We start from the raw sequence: 16,341 nt of genomic DNA, 5'->3' as shown, positions 1-16,341 counted from the left end.
AGCTCCTCGATCCTGCTATTAGAACGTTACTTTCACACCAAGGTTATATGATCTCACCAATGGATAAAGCCCATAATCCACACCTGGAGTCAGGTTGCCGCGTTGATTATAATCCGGTTCCGGATTGTAGCCTTTGTATTTAGAAATCGTAAATGGATTGTCCACGGTCGCGTAGACCCTTACCCCAGAAAGTGTTAGTTTTTCCGCTAGACTTTTGGGAAGATTATAACCCAAGGCAATATTTGTCATACGCAAGAATGAACCGTCCTGCAGATAAAAATCGGAAAGACGTGTACTGTTACTTTGCGTACCGCCACGTGATGCACGGTAGACTTTACCATTTCCCGGATTTTGAGCCGAACGGTAGCGTTGTGCGACATCCGCATATTGGTTACCGGAACCTTCCATATTGTAGAGGTAATAATCATAGCCATCCAGCACTTTATTCCCTTGGGAGCCATTAAATGATGCCCGTAGATCAAATGCCTTATAGCGTGCGTTGACGGCAAAGCCATAAGTGAAATTAGGATGCGGATTGCCGATCACACGTTTATCGGCATCATTGACGATACCATTGCCATCTACATCTTCAAAATAAAGGTCTCCAGGTTGTAGCGGGGTTGTTGAAGCCGCTGAAGGTGCGACAGTTTTATAGTTTTCCTCTGTTGCAACACCCAGAACTTTAAAACCATAGAACATACCAATTGGACTTCCTTCTTGTGTAATATGCGTTAAGTAGGAGCGTTCAGCACCATTCGTCAGGATGGTAGAAGCCCCACCAAGATCGAGCACTTTATTTCTGTTGACATTGATATTCCCACTGAATCCTAATTCAAATTCATTTTTGCGAATCAGTGTTGCATCAATCTGTAGATCAAAACCTTTATTCTGCACCTTCGAATTTGGCAGATTGGTCAAGATCGTTGTTGATCCAGATACAGCGGAGAGTGGCTGGTTGAATAATAAATTGAAGGAACGGCTCAGGTAAAAGTTGGTCATAATGTTGAGGCGGCCTTTCAACAAACCGAGATCAAGACCAGCGTTATATTGCGAAGTTGTTTCCCAGCTCAATTTTGGATCGAGTAGATTGCCTGCTGTATAAGAGGTCTCTACTTTATCCCCAAGGATCACACCCGCTGGTGAGTTGATCACGGATATCGCATTGTAATCACCAATATTATTATTTCCACTACGTCCCCAGCTCGCTCTTAGTTTGACTGTCGATTGTTGCCCTAACCAATCCGTATAAAACTCTTCCTTGGAGAGGGTCCAGCCGGCTGAAACCGATGGGAAAGTTCCCCATTTACTGTTCGGTCCAAAGCGTGACGAACCGTCAGTACGAATGGATGCCGAAAGGAAATATTTCGAATCGAAGCTGTAATTTACGCGGCTGAAATAAGACTGGAGCGTTGTCGTACGTTTGAACGTATCGTCTTTTAGCAATTGGAAATTAGAAGGATCGGCTCCTTTATCTGTAATTTCTCCAATTGCATTATTATTAAAACCGTTGGCTCTCACACCTTGATAATCATAATCTGTTCGTTGAGCCGAATAGCCCAATAACGCAGATACCTGATGTTTACCACCAAAGGTCTTGTTATAGTTTAGCGTTGTTTCCAGCAATTTGTCCAATTCATTTTTTGTCTTGGCATCTGCATAGGCAGCAGAAATTGCCTGCGGTGAAAACGGTTTGTTGTTTCCATCGGATATACTTGTCGGACGGAAATAATCATACTTTTCGTCATAAGTAGACAGTCCACCGTTTACTTTTAGATTTAGGCCATCCATAATGGAAAAATCTGCAAAGGCGTTGTATACTCCTCTTTTTCCGCGACGGTTGTTTTTAATCTCAGTAACATAAGCCAGTGGATTTTCAGGGTTCTGGATACCGTAATTATTCGCCGAAAGATCGGCCATCAGGTATTTGGCATAGGTTCCATCTTCATTATAAACCGGCAGTGTCGGCAGATAGATTAAAGCCGCCATAGACGGACTTCTGTCGTAACGGCCTGTCGTCACCTCGTTATTGTCGTTATATGTAAACGAAACATTTGCGCCAACGGTCAACCTCTTGCTTACTTTGCTATCGATATTGGCACGAAAATTAAAGACTTTTTGATCCGTCCCCAGCATGATCCCTTGTTGATTCTGATAAGATCCACTTAGGAAATAGCGATTTTTTTCGTTACCGCCATACGTAGAGAGATTATGACGTTGGAAAGGAGCATTACGGTATAAGGCATCCTGCCAATCCGTATCATATTTCGCTTTTTTTGCTGTACCGGACGCAAAGTCATAGTAGTCTTCAGGAATACTTACTGAACCGGCATTTCCGACATTGGCGATACGCGTTGTATTATCATCAAAGCGTCTACTATCGCTCCAAGCGATCCCTTTCGTAGCCAGAAGGTCTTTATAGGAATTGTTACGGCCATCAATCAAGAGATCAATAAACTGTTCCGAATTTAAAACATCGATTTTCTTGGAAAGCTGACCAAAGCCCCCCAATACTTCGTAGTCCACATTACTTTTACCTTCCTTGCCACGCTTGGTTGTAATCAATACAACACCACCAGCACCACGGGACCCATAGATCGCAGCAGAAGCGGCATCCTTTAAAACATCGATAGACTCAATATCATTGGGGTTAATATTGAGATTGTTCCCTGCTGGATAACCATCAATAACGTACAATGGATCCGAACCAGCATTGATCGATCCCATTCCGCGAACACGCATTTTGGTCCCATCGTATGGAGCACCACTTGTTTGCATCACCTGTACACCTGCTACTTTACCAACCAACGCCTGGGATAATTTTGGTGCGCTCAAATTGAGTTCCTCGGCCTTAACACTGGCAATAGCTCCAGTGACATCCGACTTTCTGATCCGCTGATATCCGATAGAGATGGTCACCTCTTCCAGTGTGTTCTCATCAGTCTGTAGGGAAAATATCTGCCCATTGGATTGGGTAACAGCTTGCACAAGTCTGCTATACCCAATAAAGGAAATACTCAGGTTATCGCCCATTTCGGCTTCGATCTGAAAATTTCCTTTTTCGTCAGACTGAACAGATTTTTTACTTTTCAAATTTTGAACAGTTGCTCCGGCGACAGCATTTCCTTGGGCGTCGACGACACGGCCTTTGACCATCCCCTGTACATGCGTAAATTGGGACGTGGTTAGTGTGAACGATTTGGCTTGAACAGCGGGTGAGCTCGCTGCAATGGCACATAACAACCAAAAGACATTGTTGGCTTTAAATTTCATAAGTAGCGCATTTGATTTATGGTTACAAGATTACAAATGCTATATGAAGGCAGGGTCAATAAAACATTAACAGTTTTTAACTAAACCGAGTTAGCATGTCATGAAAGCTTAACAAAAGGATAACAATATACCTAAGATTTATTTCCTAAGATTCCTGCTAACAAAGCTATAAATCAATAAAATCAGAAGATATAAAGTAGCAGAAAAAAGAATATTGCCGATCAATTTTAGAGGTTCAAATTCATGGTATCCAACCTGCTCATTAAGATCTGGGCTATAGCCGCTTCCTTCCCTATAAAATGTCCAGGGAAATCCTATTGTCAAGTTGCCGTCAACGTCAAGTTGATTATGATAGAAACAAGCTGTCAAAATAGCAAAAACACCAATAGTACCAATAAAAACTTTACATAATACTGGTACTAATGATGTTTTTCGTTGTTCAGGTTTTGCATGCATGATTAAATATAGCAATTCATTTTGATTGCATGTTATAATCACTATCGTTAGCCAATTAATGACGAGTTAGGTTTAAACATTTTGATCGTCGTATTTTACAAGGTTGATCAAACTTAACATAAAGTTACGCTATATCGTCCCCTTCATCTTCTTTCATAATACTATGAATACGATCCTCTAAAACTTTTTTGTGCCAGGCATCCAACAGTAGTCTTGTATTTCCGATCAGATCATCTCCACCAGTCTCCATCATTTTCACCCACTCTTCTGCAAATTCCCTATATTCAACAATACTGTTTTCGGACTGTGTATATTGGATCAAATATTCCATCGCAAATAGATTAGCCCAGCGATTGGGTTGTATTGGATCACACATATACTCTGCAATGTCAATTTTATCAATAAATTCCTGTACAACTTCTTCCGGTGTGAAATTGAACAGATCGCAGAACTGTTTAAATGCTGTTGTCAATTTAATATTTTCGAATGTTTCCATTATTTATTTAATTTAAGAAGTCATCATTTTTTTTATCCTAGTTACCTCTATTTAACCGCTGTAAGATTACGCCATCTTCATCAAAAGACAGGTTGTTTCCCAAACTTTCCAAAGGTTGTTTATAACTCAAATTAGTCCTCCTTAGTTTCCAAAAGATTATCTAGCCAGACGTGATAAAGTGCAACTCTTTGATCAAGATCCCGATAGAAAAAATATCGTTTATTGAGTTCCTGCAAATCCATTATAAATCGTTTAAAAAAAGATGTATTACGATATTCCCAATCAATAAGGCCGCCATAACCGTCAAGGACACGATGAATAAATCCCAAAACTGGATTATAAGTCGCTTTATCGAGGTGCATTGCTGCTAAAAAATCAGGTGTTGATGCCTGCAGCATCATGGTATTGATATAATGCGATGGATGAACGGAATTCATAATGCAAGTCAGCAGAAAATCCTTACTCAATTTAAAGTATATGTTTTCATCTAAATAAATTCGATCTTTAAGCATTACCTTTTTAGCAAAAAGATCATAAAGCTGCGCAGTAATAATACGCCCTCTATTTCTGCGTTCGCCGGTACTATAATTTCTATTGACTGCTAATTTTACCTGACGTCGCAATAATTTTATCCCAACATCCCTGTCATTATCTTTGAATTCGATCTTCAAACGATTATGGTCTTTAGGAATTTTATCGTTGATAAAACGTATAGCCCTAGTCACAATATTATAGCTTGAATTATCTTTAAAATTTTGATCTATAAAAGAGTAATGATCCAAAAACAATTGGATAAAAGCTGGTACAGCGATACCAAAAAGCTCACATATTAACCGAAAATTTCGTGGTACCTTTAAAGGTACTCCAATTATATCTTCCATATTTTTTAATATTTTTTATTTATGTGCGATATAGCGGAAGCCAAAACTCTTGGCTTTAGTTTTCCGCAGCGGTGCACTCCCTTTCTTTCCTACGAACACGCCAATTTCATGCATCAAGCTTTTTATGCAAATTTTTTCTCCCAGATACTTTTCCGCATAACGCCATAGTTCAAGCGGTGTTCTATATTTCTTAAAATAATCCATCTCGATAAGCTTACCCAAAACGATTTCCACTACCATGCAATCGCATGCGAACTGTTCAGCTTGGGCTGAATCTTCTACCCTGATTTCCTCCATTAATTGAAAAAAAGTCATGGTTTCAACGGAATTGATAAAATATTCCATTTGATAGTATCGAATAGCCTTTTCTTCCCAAATCGTCAACTCAAACTGATAGCTAGATTTATTGTCAAATCTACTGATATCTATACCCCTACGATTAAATACCCAACTGAGATGCACCATAACTTCAAGATTTCCGGCCGGAATTTTAAGTTCTTCCATTTCCTTAACATAGGTTTGCTCTTGTCCCATTAAGAAAGCCATTTCTTCACGGGTAAAACCGCAGCTGATCCGATTTAATATCAGGAGATAAATAATACCCGCATAGTACATGGAAAATTCTGCGCGAAATCTCTCTCTGCCAATATCATTAATTAAATTTTGCATGCTCCTCCTTTCTATCAACCGGATAAAAAGAATACCTTCCTTCTACATTTCTGACGACCAACCTGTTTTGCTGAATGAGTCCATACAGCACATTTTTCAAATGCCTTGGATAAATCTGGAGATGAACCTGTCCCGTTTCCTTAACTTTCCGAAACAGTTGCCAAGGAGCTGCACCATGCCCAAAGAATTCCAGATCCAATAGCCCTTCAATCTTTTGGCGCACATGTAACATCGCATCCGATTCAAGCTGGACATCTTTTTCAGCTTTCCATTCCTCAAATTGCAATGCAATTGAAGACTTTTTTTGCGAGACAAACTGCCAAGGAATTTCGATAGAATAATGCCACCTGACCTCGTCCTCTTCAATATGAAGACGGACGAGACGTTCTTCGGTAACTTCATATCTTTCGCGATGAATTCCATCGGTTCAATGCATGAGCTCATGTATATTCGATCCAGCAAGATCGATTCCTGGGTCAAAAAACTTCGTACCTGATACATTTTTTCAAAGTCTAAATATGCATGATCAGGTCTACCAACCAAGAACGACAGTTCTTCAGGTCTCCAGCCCTTTTCTATTCTCCGTTTTAGATAGGTGTACCATAGTTGAAAATCGTGCGAAAACATCATTCCCCTATAGGATGCTTTTTGTGGAGATACTTTTTTGATCATTATAGTGTACAATTGGTTATTCAAATAATTTAAGCAGCTCATCTTTACTGATCGATTTCATTAGATTAGCCTCATCTAAAATCAGTCCTTCGGATATTCGTTTTTTACTTTCTTGAAGGGCTAAGATGTGCTCCTCAACGGAATCCCGACAAACAATCTTATAAGCCATCACATGCTTTTCTTGCCCTATTCGATAACAACGATCTATCGCCTGTGCTTCGGCAGCAGGATTCCACCAGGGATCCAAAATATAGACATAGTCGGCAGCCGTTAGATTTAAGCCGGTTCCTCCCGCTTTAAGGCTAATGAGAAACACACGGCATTCGTCCTCGTTCTGAAATCTTTCGACCGCATTTTGCTGCTGATCTTGATTCATCTTACCATCAAGGTAGACATAAGCTATTCCCTTATTTTCGATTCGTTGAGCCACCAGCTTAAGCATGGAAGTATACGCCGAAAAGAGAAGAATCTTATGATTTGGAGCTACTTCATCCATGATCTCATCAATAAAATCCAATTTAATAGATTCATGACCGAAGCCGCCATCTTTCATCAGAATGGGGGAGTTGCAAAGCTGCCGTAGTTTTTGCAGCGCCTCGATCGCTAAAAATTTGGATTTCGTGGAATCAGCGCTATTCAGATTATTTTCAATCTCTCCCTTGAATATTTTTCTGACCTTATCGTATATTTTCCTTTGCTCTGGAAGCATATCCATATAGAGAATTGTTTCGGTCTTTTCAGGAAGGTCCAAAGCAACCTGTTTTTTTGTACGCCGAAGAATAAAAGGTTGGATCATCTTTTGGAGGCTAGAAGTCGTCTCTTGAACCATATCTACCTCTTTGACACCCTTATATGCCTTGTTAAAATTTCGATAATCTCCAAAGAAACCAGGATTAACTAAAGACATTTGCGCATAAATATCTTGTATACCGTTTTCAACTGGCGTTCCTGTCATCGCTACACGGTAATCGGCCTTAACCATTGACAGCACCTCAAAACGCTTCGAATTACGGTTCTTGACGGCTTGGGATTCGTCCATAATCAGATAGCTAAAGTCTAAACTGGTTAAATACGCCGCATCAGTCAACATCGTTCCATATGTCGTAAGAACTACAGTGCCTTCCTCTTCAAAAATAAATGCTTCCCGGTGTTTCCCATGATAGATTTCTATTTTTCGATAGGGGGCGAACTTTTTATATTCATTTTCCCAATTGAACAAAAGAGAGTTCGGGACAACCACTAAAGCAGATTTTCCTGTAGAATGCTGTTGATAAAAGTATTCCAGCACTGTTATAATCTGCAATGTTTTCCCTAAACCCATATCATCAGCCAAAAGGCCGCCCCACTGAAATTCATTCAAAAAAGTGAGCCAGCTAAAACCTACCTGCTGATAAGGTCGTAATTGCGCTTTTAAGCTTCTAGGGATTTCCAAAAGAGGGATTTCATCCAAAGCTGCGAGTTTTTCACGACGTTCCCGAATACTGTCCTGAATAATTTTTTTATCTATTTTATCCAAAACCTTCTGCATAGACACAAGTTGAATTGTATTTAAAACAAAACAATCTTCTTCTCTTCTTCCTCCTAAAAACAGTGGCCTAAAGATTTCTCGGTCAGCGCGGCGTATAATGCCAAAAGTCCCATCAGTAAGAGTAAAAACTTTATCTGTTCCCATAATCAAATCCTCGAATTCATCCATTGAAATTGTTTGTCTTCCAAATTTCGGCCCCAGTAGAATTGAACATAAATTATTTTCCAGACGGATGTTACGGACAATACAATTTAGAGGGAAAGGATAGTATACGCTACCTTGCTGAAGATGGTCAATTTCTAACGAAATTTCATTGAGAGAGCAGCTGTCCATGAAATCAAATAGCCAAGTGGTATTTTCAATTTCTTTCAAAGGAATCAACCAGTTATTTTCTAATGTTGTCTCCTTAAGAATCGGATGTTGTGTTTTAACAAATTCCTGAAAAACCTTTTCTTCGAGCTTATTCCTTTCAAAATACGCCAATTGATTCAGTCTCTCCTCTAAAATCAAGTTGCTACTGGAGTTCAACAAAAATCTACCCTCTTTCTCATATTCGACAAAAGCCGCTATACAAAGGAATTGGTCAATTACAGAAATAGTAGCTATTTTTTTAAACGGCTTAAAGACTTGAGGAATTGTCATATTTTCCCCTAGCCTATTTAAGATGACAAGCTCCGCTATTTTTGATAGGGGTATCAGATAATCGTTCAAGAAGGTATGATAATTCTCTTTAAAGACAGTCAATCTATATTTCCATTGTCTAAACTTTTGCAATACTCCAGCCTGGGTCAGATTATCAATAAATAAAATTTCCTCGTTAGATATTTTCAGAAAGAAACAATTTTCATCCCCCAAAAACTCAGGACAATCTATTAGCTGGTTTCTGTAATAGAGACAAATTCGCATTTTCAGATATTGATCCTGATCATCAATTTCGACTTTGAGCTGCAAATTCCCCCGTGCTTTAGTTAATGTAGCGGCACCCAGCACGCTCGAATTTTTCAAATTAATCTGATGTGCAAATCGATAGCGTTTAAATGTTTGGGCAAAACGTAATTTAATTGGAAACGGAGGATCCTCCAGTAAATCACGCCATATCTGTATAATTTCCCATTGTTTCCGCTCGAAGTAGTTGATATCTTCACTGATTAGATCCTTCTTCTCTTCCCGAAGTATTTTATCTTCATAAAGGAGGGCGGCAAATCGACGACTGAACAATTCCAGATACTGATCATAAGAATTTAAAGACATCTTCAAGTTACTTTCGTCCAATAGATAAGAGTGCGAAAAGGAACGAGAGCGTTTAAATTTATAATGAAAAGGAAAAAAAACAGGCAGACCAAAAGCGGAAAAATTTATTGTAACAAAAAAACATACTTCATCGTTTCGCTTTAAATCGAGATATCCTTCCAAGTTACGTGCAGGCAGACGAAGTCCATTCTCATAATCATTAGTAGCTAAACGATAAAATCGTCCATATTCATTATTCATTTCTACAGTTAACTCCGCATAAGAATAGTTCTCACAGACCTTAAATGGCACGATCTTTTTCTTCCATGGTGGCAAATTGTTGATTTCAGCCCGATATAGGCCCTTTAAATAATTTGGGCAACTATCCAGTAATTTATTCGATAACAGGGTTGCTTCGTGTACGCAAAGCCCTGCTACATCGTCGCTACAAGAACAATTAATGCTGAGGTGTTCCGTAGTCAGCTCGACTTTAACCGTAGTACCCGAGAACTTTTTTAACTTAAGTTCATATTTCGGTGGATACGGTCGGACCTGAATAACAATATTCTCTCGTTCCATAAATGGAATCTCATCATCAGCATAATATTTGCTCAGGTAGCGCGGAGTCATTCTCCCTATAAATCCATCTTCCCAAGGAATTACAAGAGGTTCACTAGAATTTCTTTTTGGAAGTATTTTTTCGACTGAATGGATCTTAGCATCCGTCGTAATGCAGTTAAAGCCAATTCCTATCATATCACTTCGTTTAATTTAGCCTCCGATTTCAGCTCCATATACCGTATGCTCTGATCACAGAGATCGACAAAGAAATCTGTAATTTCTTTTGCTTTTGACCTAAAGTAATCCATATCAAGCTGAGCTAATTGTGAAGGAAGCTCATAGATCCGCCCTTTCATCTGTTTTAATAACTCTGCATTCAATATTTCTTCCACATCCCCTCTGGCTGTAAAAAATTCCTTCACCTTTTTATCACAGATACAGGTCCAGTCCACCAGATCGGCTATAGTCACATTCATCGGGGCATACCCAATTCGTAGGTAGAGATAACTGTATAGTCCAATTGAAGTCAATTGATTTAAAAATAATACAGCCAATTGTGAACTAGCAAGTCCTTCAAAAGCAAATACACCTAGCAGATCCTGCATGAGTTTTGAATTGCGTGTCCATGAAATGGATGTCTTAAACAATGTATCATGCCAATTGATCGGAGAAACGGGATATGTTGGTTTATAACTCGGACGACGGTAAACAACAACAGATTCATTCCAGATAGTATGGGAGAAACGGCTGCCCAGATCCAGTTTTGTTGCCAGGAAATCTGTGCTCATAAAAGCTACAACTGCAGTAACTCGACCATAAACGATTTTTCGAAAGTGACAGTGACCTATTTTCTTTTTTATTACGACAAGGTAGATTTCTGCCTTTTCATTTTCCACTGCAGGAAAATGAAAAAGTCCTTTTCCATGCGCATCGCTGACGTAATAATTGAGCAGCATCATTTGTTCGGGATTATTCTCCTGACGAATCTGAGCCAGCACATGAAGTATATCTGCCTCATACCGATCCGGCCAAGGAAATGCATGAAACTGCGAGGCCGCGGCATTCGATAATGTAGTCTCCTTCGCCGCCAGATTACCTACTGCAACTTCGACGTTTTTATTTGCGACTTTTTGTTCCACTATTGCCAACAATTTTTCATAGCCGGTTTTAAGGCCTTCCATAAAACTCAAGTACAGCTGTTCAATCGTATGAAGAACAAACTTGCAATGCTCATAAAGCCAGGAGGCATCAAAGGCGGAAATTTCGAGGTCCTTATTTTGTTTCACCGCATCAAAGGCACTGTCCAATAATCTAAAACGTTTCTTTTCTTCCTCATCCTTTCCGACAAGGGACTCCCTTAACATGGAAAAATGTTCATTGAGGCTTTTAATTCTGTTGCTAACATGATGTACATTATTGGCTTTTCCGTCAATCATTAGCTGTAAAAAACGCAAATGGTTTTCCATACTTTGATGTAACATAAATACAGCCCTTTGATAGTTCCCCTGCTGACCAAATGTTTCAGCCCCCTGTAGGAATCCCGCTGAAATAGGCAAGAGCTTCTGGTAATATTCATCAGCTATTTCTAGAACACTTTTTAGCTCTTTCGCTTGAAGGGGTGGGTTCTTTTTGTTACCAGCCTGATGAACGGTATTTTCAGGTAGGGAGGCATAGGAATAATACAGGCTGCCCACTTTGACTTTACTGAGCATTTCAGCAATTGGCACCAGCTCAAAGGAAATATTCTTCTGATCCATTAAACATAACTCCACGATAGGCTTTAATACCTTCGGTGAAAGCCCGCTCACATGCTTGAGTGCGAGAAGCAAATGATAATGCTCCTGACCGAGAAACTGATATTTAAAAAGATAGGCACGATCGAGATCCATACGCTGAGAAAGCCGATCGATAATTAATTGGCTATTAATTTCCATACTAAATGATTTAAGATTAAAAATTTGGCACAATAAATTACTCCAACAGATCAGACTGTTACAGATCATTATTGCAAATAATCAATACTTTATTGTAAAAAAAACAGTATTACAACCAAGGAGACTAAAGAGGGGGTAACACATTACTACATATAGACGTTCACCCCTTGGCTTTTCAGGAAATACCAGCATTTAAATCAACATGTATTCAAATCATTCATTTAGCGAAAAAGTGTTTCCCCGTCGCTGGCAATATAGACAGAGAAAACACTTTGTTTTCCCATTAAAAGAAAAACAAAATAGAATACATAAATATAGTTTATATATACAAATATATAAATAAACAAAACCAAATCAAAATATTATTTATCATTAAAGTTTTAAATAAAGGATACGGGCCTGTACATAGACACACGACCATTTATTTCCGGCTTTTACAAATTATAAATATATGCTACGAATTGTAAACAACTCACGAATCAATTATATATTTCTACTATTTTTAGGCTATTCAATTTTTAAGCATCAGAAAATACGCTATTTCTTAAATTGCATTAATTTTAACAACCATATCCATGACCAATACCAAATTATTCCTCATCTTTTGTCTTGTTTTCTTTGTTCGACCAATATATGGTCAAACCACCTGCAACTGCTCACAGGCACTTAAGCAATTAATTGTAAAAATAGAGAGCGAGTACCCTGGTTTTCCAGAAAAAACCAAGCAGAATAAGGACCTGTATCAAGCTAAAAAAAATATATTGACGAAGAAAAGCTTGCTGGTTTCAAATGGGAGCTGTATGCGACTTTTGCAGGAATATCTTGACTTCTTCCAGGATGAACACATTGTCTTAGCTGATCTTTCCAAAAAGAAAAATGCTCCACAGACAAGTACCGAAACCCCAAAGGCAGAACCAGAAGAGGAAATAAGTTCAAAATCGATCAGTCCCGATATATTTTATATTAAGATCTCAAGCTTCGGGTACGAAAACATAGCCCCTTTCAAAGAGCTGATCGAAAAAAACAAAGAAAAGATCGAAAGCAGTAAAGGACTTATTATAGATGTACGAAACAACGGCGGTGGAACGGACGATGTATACCAGCCCCTATTGCCCTATATCTTAACTAACCCGATCCGGATTATGAGTGTTGAGTTTTTTGCGACACAGACCTTAGTCAATGGGTTGCGTGATTATGCCATCAAGAATATCAAGCAGGATTCTCTGAATGAAGTAAAAAGAATTGACGAAGATCTGCGGGAATACAGGGAGAATATCGGAAAATTTGTACTGTATGGTGACGAGAAGGTGATCATAGATACGATTGTCCTTAATAAAAAAAGTCCGCAACAGGTCATTATCCTAGCCAATAGAAATGTAGCCAGTTCAGCGGAGAATTTTTTATTCAGTTCCCGCCAGAGCAAAAAAGTAAAAATCATGGGAACCCCGAGTATGGGCGCCCTTGACTATGGCTCTATACGTGAGTTCAAATTTGGTTGCGACAACTACCAGCTCCTTTTGCCAACCTACCGATCTACCCGTTTACCGCAATATCCGATTGACAATATAGGTATACAGCCCGATATCTATCTGGATGAATCTATTACAGACTGGATCGATTTTGCGGTGCGTTACATCAATGAATAAGCAATAATTGCGATAAAGTATAACGTTGGCGAGTATGAAAAATATCTTAAAAATGGGAATAATAAGTGCTTTGATAGGTCTGCTCTTTTCCTGCAAAGAGCAAGTGAGTCCTTTGTCTGAAGATTACTACAAAAAGAGCGGTGCGATTTATTTTATACCGGGCGGAAACGGCTTTGAACGAGGTTCGAGAAAGATGGTTGCCGATCTGGCAAGTTTTGCTGTGATCAAAGAGGTCTATGCCCGCGATAAAGATCACGTCTATTTTATGGGATGCCCGCAAGAGCTGGTCGATGTAAAGACATTTCAACTGAAAAACAACATTCCAATCGATCAGGAGCATGTATTCAAGTTTGAAGGTTTTGCTTCGGCAACTTCAACGTGTAGCCAAAATCAGCTCACCATTATCGAAAGAGCAGATCCTGCAACTTATACAACATTATATCATCAACTTCCAGCACTAGCTAAAGATAAAGCACATTACTTTTATAGGTATCAACCGCTGAACGTCGACTATGCTTCATTCAACGTAGTTAACAGTAATTTTGTAAAAGATAAAAATCAGCTTTTCGTAGTAACAGACAAAGCGATTCTTCCGCTCCACTATAAAACAGAGAACGTTAAGGCTCTCAATATAGCCTATCTACTACTGAATGACCGAATACTGCTCTACTACGAGCCTTATCAAAACATCGGTATACTGGAGATCGAACTTCCTTCATCAAACAACATAAAATTCCTTAATGATAAGACAGTAATCATTGACCAATTGGTGATTATCTCGGGTAAGCAATTTGAATATGCAGCGGTCGATGCCGAAAGTTTCGAGCTATTGGAAGGGGCAAATGGAAAAGTCCTTTGGTCGCGCGACAAAAATCATGTCTATTACGAGCAACAATTATTTGCCGAAGCAGATCCGAAAACCTTCGAGGTTCTCAAGTTCGCTGTAGCAAAAGACGCGAACCACATTTTCATTGGAAATAAAATATTCAATGGCCCTGATGTAAAAAGCTTCAGAAAGGTTGACAAGTCGCGAGTAAACCATGATTTCGAAGATGACCGGGGCAACAAATACTGGTACCAAACCAACAAAGGGGAGGTTATTTTGGTGCCGGTTACTAAAAAGTGATCACACTAATCGGCTCAACCCCAAAATTAGCGCTGCTCCTTCCCGATATCATCTGTCCAATCAGCGGTCAATATTACACGCCAACAGGCTATAACTTACAATATACGGTATTCCATTTCACTTTCATTACACTAAATCACCCCTGATTGCCGCCACGATAATCACTGAAATCGGCTATTTTTCTAAAGCTTGTTTTCCACTACTTTAGCTTCGAAACCAACGCGTTTCAGCGCGTGTACGATTCGCATTCGGGCTCGATCAACGAGAGCAATTGCAATAACATGCGAGCTGCAAACAAGTAGGTCCAATTTATAGAAAAAAAAGAATGATCAAATCATTATTGCTAAGTATAACAGCTATGCTATGTATCACAGCATGTGCACAGGAATCCGCCATAATCACAAAAAATGACCGGGTTAAGTGGATTCCCTATCAAACCAAAAACAAGCAGTTTGTCTATGTCGACAGCGCATTCCATAAGAAGCTATCCCAAGAGTTCCATTGGGCTCAGCCTTTCACGTCCACAGGATACGCACTGGTAGCCAATGAAAAGGATCAAACGGGGATCATTAACAGCAAAGGTGAATTTATCGAACATTATTCCGACGTAGATTTACAGCTCTTAGACCTCGAACAGCTGACTCTCGTAATGAAACGTCAGGAATATGAAAAGAAATTGCCCTTCTGGAAATGGGACTGGAATATCCTAAGCAGTTATATCAAGAAAACAGCTACTTATGTTAAGCTTGAAATACGGGTATTGGAAAGTAATCAGGTCTTGCTGAAAAAAGATATTCCTTACGATGAGAACGAGTATAACCTTGCAACTTACCCCTTAGACAACAAGCATATGATTCTCAACGGGAACCTATATCTGCTAAAAGATCAAAAACTTAAGCAAATAGAAGAACACATTGAAATGCCCTTGGAAAACGGACGTTATATTCCAGCATCAACAAACAGTTTTGCTATCCTTGATATCAAAAGCAAAAAACCGGTTTTATCCGCTTTGACGGGCATTGACAAAATAGACCTTCTTTGGAAAAATGAGACCATACAGCTCGATTCCATCAATCAGGAGCGCTACAGCCCAACAATCCCAAAACTACTAAAGGACAATAATACAGGGAGTATATATGCCTTTCCACAATACGACAAAGCTTTTCCAAAACAAATTAGACAAGCCAATGCGACACAGATTGCCTTTCTAAAAGAAATATCCTTAGTTTATTCGGTGACTAATTCGCCCTATTTTATTCTGGGCAGATTTAACTACGATCATGCGATCTGGGCTTATGATTGGTTATATATAGATAAAGATGGCAACTTATTGGACACCATCAAAGCCCCGAATTTCTATATCCTGGATCAGGTGGGTAATTTGGTCTGGCCAGACAAACACATGTTACTCACCTCGAATGCCATGGAAAAGAATTGGAAAACCGGAAAAATAAAATACGTCGATTCATCAGAAGATCTTTATTTAATTGATGTAAAACGAGGTGATCTGGAACCTACAAAAGGACTATGGAATTCAAGTGCAAAGACTTGGGATATAAACCCCGATTTCGAACATATTGAAACCTTAGATGGTAAACGACAAATCTTCGCATTACAGGAGTATAAAGATGGCCGCTATACTTTATACAACAATAAGACAAAACAACGAATCGGCAACAAAAGCTACATGACCATCAATCCCAACGGTTGGGTACAACCTAGAAATGAGCAGAATCGGCACGAGGGCTATTTTATTGACATTGCTACGGGCGAGGAGTATAAAGAATAAAAATATACCGCTCAATTTCAGCTCAAATTGCCAAGATTAATTTATAACAGACAAAATATACTCTTTAAGATTTATTAACTTTA

10 protein-coding genes are annotated in these 16,341 nt (G+C 39.1%); 3 read left to right on the top strand and 7 right to left on the bottom strand.

All coding sequences use genetic code 11. From position 1 onward, the window contains the following. Nucleotides 1–18 precede the first annotated feature (18 nt). The 7 genes from BV902_RS04965 to BV902_RS04930 form a co-directional block, all read right to left on the bottom strand. Nucleotides 19–3,270 (bottom strand): SusC/RagA family TonB-linked outer membrane protein, encoded by a 3,252-nt coding sequence (locus BV902_RS04965; protein WP_075991011.1) that lies wholly within the window; start codon nt 3,268–3,270, stop codon nt 19–21. Nucleotides 3,271–3,850: 580 nt separating this feature from the next. Further along, nucleotides 3,851–4,222 (bottom strand): hypothetical protein, encoded by a 372-nt coding sequence (locus BV902_RS04955; RefSeq protein ID WP_075991009.1) that lies wholly within the window; start codon nt 4,220–4,222, stop codon nt 3,851–3,853. Nucleotides 4,223–4,353: 131 nt separating this feature from the next. After that, entirely contained in the window at nt 4,354–5,103 is a 750-nt protein-coding gene (locus BV902_RS04950; protein ID WP_075991008.1) for a hypothetical protein, read from the bottom strand. 15 nt (nt 5,104–5,118) lie between these two features. Then, a complete protein-coding gene (locus BV902_RS04945; RefSeq protein WP_075991007.1) occupies nt 5,119–5,772 on the bottom strand; it encodes a hypothetical protein in 654 nt (217 codons plus the stop codon). Next, the gene (locus BV902_RS04940; RefSeq protein ID WP_075991006.1) at nt 5,756–6,058 is read right to left on the bottom strand and encodes a hypothetical protein; all 303 of its coding nucleotides are present in this window, start codon (nt 6,056–6,058) and stop codon (nt 5,756–5,758) included. The genes BV902_RS04945 and BV902_RS04940 overlap by 17 nt, the downstream gene beginning before the upstream one ends. Before the next feature lie 402 nt (nt 6,059–6,460). Continuing rightward, nucleotides 6,461–9,958: a DEAD/DEAH box helicase gene (locus BV902_RS04935; protein ID WP_075991005.1), complete on the bottom strand. Its 3,498-nt coding sequence runs from the start codon at nt 9,956–9,958 to the stop codon at nt 6,461–6,463. Next, a complete protein-coding gene (locus BV902_RS04930; protein WP_075991004.1) occupies nt 9,955–11,697 on the bottom strand; it encodes a hypothetical protein in 1,743 nt (580 codons plus the stop codon). Before BV902_RS04930 ends, BV902_RS04935 begins: the two co-directional genes overlap by 4 nt. Nucleotides 11,698–12,272: 575 nt before the next feature. Between BV902_RS04930 and BV902_RS04925 the strand changes: the two genes are divergently transcribed. The 3 genes from BV902_RS04925 to BV902_RS04915 all read left to right on the top strand — a co-directional run bounded on the left by BV902_RS04925 (nt 12,273) and on the right by BV902_RS04915 (nt 16,258). After that, nucleotides 12,273–13,343 (top strand): S41 family peptidase, encoded by a 1,071-nt coding sequence (locus BV902_RS04925; RefSeq protein ID WP_075991003.1) that lies wholly within the window; start codon nt 12,273–12,275, stop codon nt 13,341–13,343. A gap of 34 nt (nt 13,344–13,377) precedes the next feature. Beyond that, nucleotides 13,378–14,469: a DKNYY domain-containing protein gene (locus BV902_RS04920; RefSeq protein WP_075991002.1), complete on the top strand. Its 1,092-nt coding sequence runs from the start codon at nt 13,378–13,380 to the stop codon at nt 14,467–14,469. A gap of 325 nt (nt 14,470–14,794) precedes the next feature. Then, nucleotides 14,795–16,258, top strand: coding sequence for a hypothetical protein (locus BV902_RS04915; protein ID WP_083663481.1), 1,464 nt, complete (start codon nt 14,795–14,797; stop codon nt 16,256–16,258). Nucleotides 16,259–16,341: the final 83 nt, after the last annotated feature.

Source organism: Sphingobacterium sp. B29, from assembly GCF_001952815.1.
Lineage (GTDB): Bacteria > Bacteroidota > Bacteroidia > Sphingobacteriales > Sphingobacteriaceae > Sphingobacterium > Sphingobacterium siyangense.
The sequence above is the reverse complement of the archived record's forward strand: the minus strand, read 5'-3'. Positions and strand labels throughout refer to the sequence as shown.

What these genes read in the sequence shown, in the direction of transcription:
- BV902_RS04965 (WP_075991011.1), bottom strand. Translation starts at nt 3,270, where the DNA reads ATGAAATTTAAAGCCAACAATGTCTTTTGGTTGTTATGTGCCATTGCA.
- BV902_RS04955 (WP_075991009.1), bottom strand. Translation starts at nt 4,222, where the DNA reads ATGGAAACATTCGAAAATATTAAATTGACAACAGCATTTAAACAGTTC.
- BV902_RS04950 (WP_075991008.1), bottom strand. Translation starts at nt 5,103, where the DNA reads ATGGAAGATATAATTGGAGTACCTTTAAAGGTACCACGAAATTTTCGG.
- BV902_RS04945 (WP_075991007.1), bottom strand. Translation starts at nt 5,772, where the DNA reads ATGCAAAATTTAATTAATGATATTGGCAGAGAGAGATTTCGCGCAGAA.
- BV902_RS04935 (WP_075991005.1), bottom strand. Translation starts at nt 9,958, where the DNA reads ATGATAGGAATTGGCTTTAACTGCATTACGACGGATGCTAAGATCCAT.
- BV902_RS04930 (WP_075991004.1), bottom strand. Translation starts at nt 11,697, where the DNA reads ATGGAAATTAATAGCCAATTAATTATCGATCGGCTTTCTCAGCGTATG.
- BV902_RS04925 (WP_075991003.1), top strand. Translation starts at nt 12,273, where the DNA reads ATGACCAATACCAAATTATTCCTCATCTTTTGTCTTGTTTTCTTTGTT.
- BV902_RS04920 (WP_075991002.1), top strand. Translation starts at nt 13,378, where the DNA reads ATGAAAAATATCTTAAAAATGGGAATAATAAGTGCTTTGATAGGTCTG.
- BV902_RS04915 (WP_083663481.1), top strand. Translation starts at nt 14,795, where the DNA reads ATGATCAAATCATTATTGCTAAGTATAACAGCTATGCTATGTATCACA.